The organism is Acidovorax sp. KNOB132 (genome assembly GCF_057541515.1).
On record NZ_BAAJYT010000361.1, the window covers coordinates 1 to 2,866 of the forward strand.

Annotated in this window: 3 protein-coding genes; 1 reads left to right on the top strand and 2 read right to left on the bottom strand. The window is 69.8% G+C overall.

Features of this window, described 5'->3' with window-relative positions; genetic code table 11:
- Positions 1 to 145 precede the first annotated feature (145 nt).
- Positions 146 to 1,219 carry an AbrB family transcriptional regulator gene (locus AC27IO_RS22430; protein ID WP_498740848.1) on the top strand — a complete coding sequence of 358 codons (1,074 nt, stop codon included), beginning with the start codon at positions 146 to 148 and terminating at the stop codon, positions 1,217 to 1,219.
- Between the two features lie 154 nt (positions 1,220 to 1,373).
- Here the strand turns inward: AC27IO_RS22430 and AC27IO_RS22435 are convergent, their stop codons facing one another.
- Positions 1,374 to 1,661 carry a BTH_I0359 family protein gene (locus AC27IO_RS22435; protein ID WP_272566968.1) on the bottom strand — a complete coding sequence of 96 codons (288 nt, stop codon included), beginning with the start codon at positions 1,659 to 1,661 and terminating at the stop codon, positions 1,374 to 1,376.
- A gap of 223 nt (positions 1,662 to 1,884) precedes the next feature.
- The coding region (locus AC27IO_RS22440) for a DUF3108 domain-containing protein (protein WP_498740850.1) at positions 1,885 to 2,866 on the bottom strand (982 nt) is incomplete at its 5' end.

Below are 2,866 nucleotides of genomic sequence, written 5' to 3' on the forward strand. Positions count from 1 at the left end.
TTTGCTATTAAATAAATAGCATCAAGGGCAATGAGTACTAGGGCATTCGGCCTTTTTCCATCGCAATCCTGGCAGCGGGAAGGGGGCCGGTGCCGCGCGGGCGATACTTTCCCTTCCCCTGGATTTCGCCGTTCCGCGCCCGCCGATGCTCTCTTTTCCACCTGCCCGCATTCTTCTCACCCTGGCCCTGGCCCTGGCGGCCGCGGTGGTGTGTCTGGCCCTGCACACGCCGCTGCCCTGGATGATCGGCCCGCTGGTCGCCACCGCGCTGCTGTCCATCTCGGGCGTGCCCACGGCCAGTTCGCGGCGCCTTCGCAATGCCGGGCAGTGGACCCTGGGTGCGGTGCTGGGTTTGTATTTCACGCCGCAGGTCACCACGCTGGTGGCGAGGCTGTGGTGGGTGATCGCGCTGGGCGTGGCGTGGGCGCTGTTCGGGGGCTGGCTGTTCGGCGCATGGCTGTACCGCGTGCACGCGCCGCACCTGCCGGGCGTCCCGGCGCCGGTGGTGCGCGCGACCAGCTATTTCTCGGGCGCCATCGGCGCGGCCTCGGAGATGACCCTGCTGGCCGAGCGCGAGCAGGCCCGCACCGACCTCGTGGCCGCCAGCCACAGCCTGCGGCTGGTGATCGTGACGGTGACCATTCCGTTCGCTTTGCAGTTCAGTGGCCTGCACGGCCTGGACCTGCTGCCGCCCGCCGTGCGCGTGGTGGACGTGCAGGGCCTGGCGCTGCTGGCCGGCCTCACCGGCCTGGGCGCGCTGGCGATGGATCGCCTGGGCCGCGCCAATCCCTGGTTCATGGGCGCGCTGCTGGTCTCGATGGGCCTGGCCATGGCGGGCATCACGCTGTCGGCCGTGCCGCAGGCGCTCGTCAACGCCGCGCAGCTGGTGATCGGCGTCAGCCTGGGGGTGCGTTTTCGCCCCGGCTTTCTGCACACCGCGCCGCGCTGGCTGGGCTCGGTGGCGATCGGCACGCTGGTGCTGCTCGCCGTGTGCGCCCTGTTCGCGGTGGCGCTGTCCCAGGCCACCGGGCTGCACTGGGTGACGATGGTGCTGGCCTCGGCCCCCGGCGGCATCGCCGAGATGTCGATCACCGCCAAGGTGCTGCAGTTGGGCGTGCCGGTGGTGACGGCCTTCCAGGTGTGCCGGCTGATCGCCGTGCTGCTGCTGGTGGCGCCGTTGTATCGGTGGATTTACCCGGCGACGAAGCCGGCCGGCTAGCCGCGCTGCCCCATGGAGTGTGCCTGGGCTGACACGACTTGAAAATGAGTGCCCCAGTGGCAGACGCCATTCATGTCAATGACTTGCCTAAAAAGGAAGGAGCCACGGAGCCCATCCCCGTGGCCGTGGGATGGTGTGGGCGATGCAAGGTTCGTCAGTGCACCACCACCGGGTTTTGCGCCAGCCCCACGTAGCCGTCCAGCGTGTCCTCGACTTCTTCCTGAGTGGGGGTGTCGCGCTGCCAGGCCAGGATCTGCTGCTGGAACATTTCGGCCCACGAGCCGTCCAGGTACACCTCCTTGCCGGAGCGCTTGTCCACGATTTCGAAGCCGTGGCGCGCCAACTGGGGCGGGGTGGGCCAGCCTTTGGGGGCGCCGTCCGCGGCGGCATCCGGCTGCATGTGGACCACCACGAAGGTTTCGGAGTCATAGAGCATGTGCATGGTGTTCCTCTGTCGGTGTGTTGCTGTCAGATGGCCACCCAGGTCGCTAAGTTCAAGCCCTGGCGCTTTTGGCGGTCGGTGAAAACCCGCCGGCTGCGTGAAAACAGTATTTCATGAATCCTGTGCGCGGGCGGCCTGATCCGCGAAGTAACCGCACTGTCCCACGCCCATGTGGGCGAAACCGCACAGGTTCTCGGGCGGTTCGCCGCGCCGCAAGCCGCGATCAGGGCGGTGCGTTGGCGCTCAGGCGCAGGTCGGCGAAGTCGCCGTTGGACTGCGTGATGCGGATGCGCGCCGGCAGAAAGCCCAGCGACGGCGCGAGCCACAGCTCGGCCTTCTGGTCGTATTCCTTGCGCGGCAGGCGCTGCAGCTTGAGCGCGGGGGTGGCGCCGCGGGGCAGGTCCAGCATCTCGGTGCCTTCCACGGTGAAGGTCCAGCGGTCGGCGTAGCGCGCGCCCACGGTGGTCAGGGTGATCTGGGTGCCGTCGGGATAGCGCTCGGGGGCGGCGGCCAGCAGGGCGCCCAGCTGGATGAACACGCTCAGGCGGTCCTGCGCGCCGGCGCCGATGGCGGCCTGCGGCGTGTTGGCGCTGAAGGTCACGCGCCCCTGGCCGAAGTTGAAATGCGCGGCCTGCTCGCTGCGGGCCTTGTCGCCGAAGCGTTCCGGCTGCAGGCCGCTGGCGGTCACCTGCCCGGTGCTGGTCTGCGAGCGCGCGCCGATCAGGAAGGCCTTGATCTCCTGCCGGGCCTCGTAGCGGGCGCCATCGTGGCGCCACAGCAGTTCGGCACTGGCGCGGTAGTTGAACTTCTTGGCCTGGCCGCTCACCTCGAACTCCAGGCGCACCGGATCGGGCAGGCGGGCGGGCGGCGGCGTGGTGCTGGCCGTGTTGGCGCCGGCGCCGGGCGGTCGAATGTCCACGCCGGCGCTGCTGTCCTGGGCGCTGTCGGTGGGGGAAGATGCCGCTGCGGTGGGCGAGGCGGCTGCGGCCGATGCGGGGCTGGACGCAGCGGAGGCGGCCTGCTCGGGCGCTGTGGCTGTCTCGGAGGCCGCGCCCTCCGGCACGGCGGTTCCAGCCGATGCCATGGCCGTAGTGTCTGCGGCGGGAGCCTCTGCCGTGGCCGAGGCCTCGCCCGGGGGCATCGGCGGCGCTTCCTGCGCAACGGGCATCGATGGCGCGGGCGCAGGGGGCGCTGGCTTGCGCACG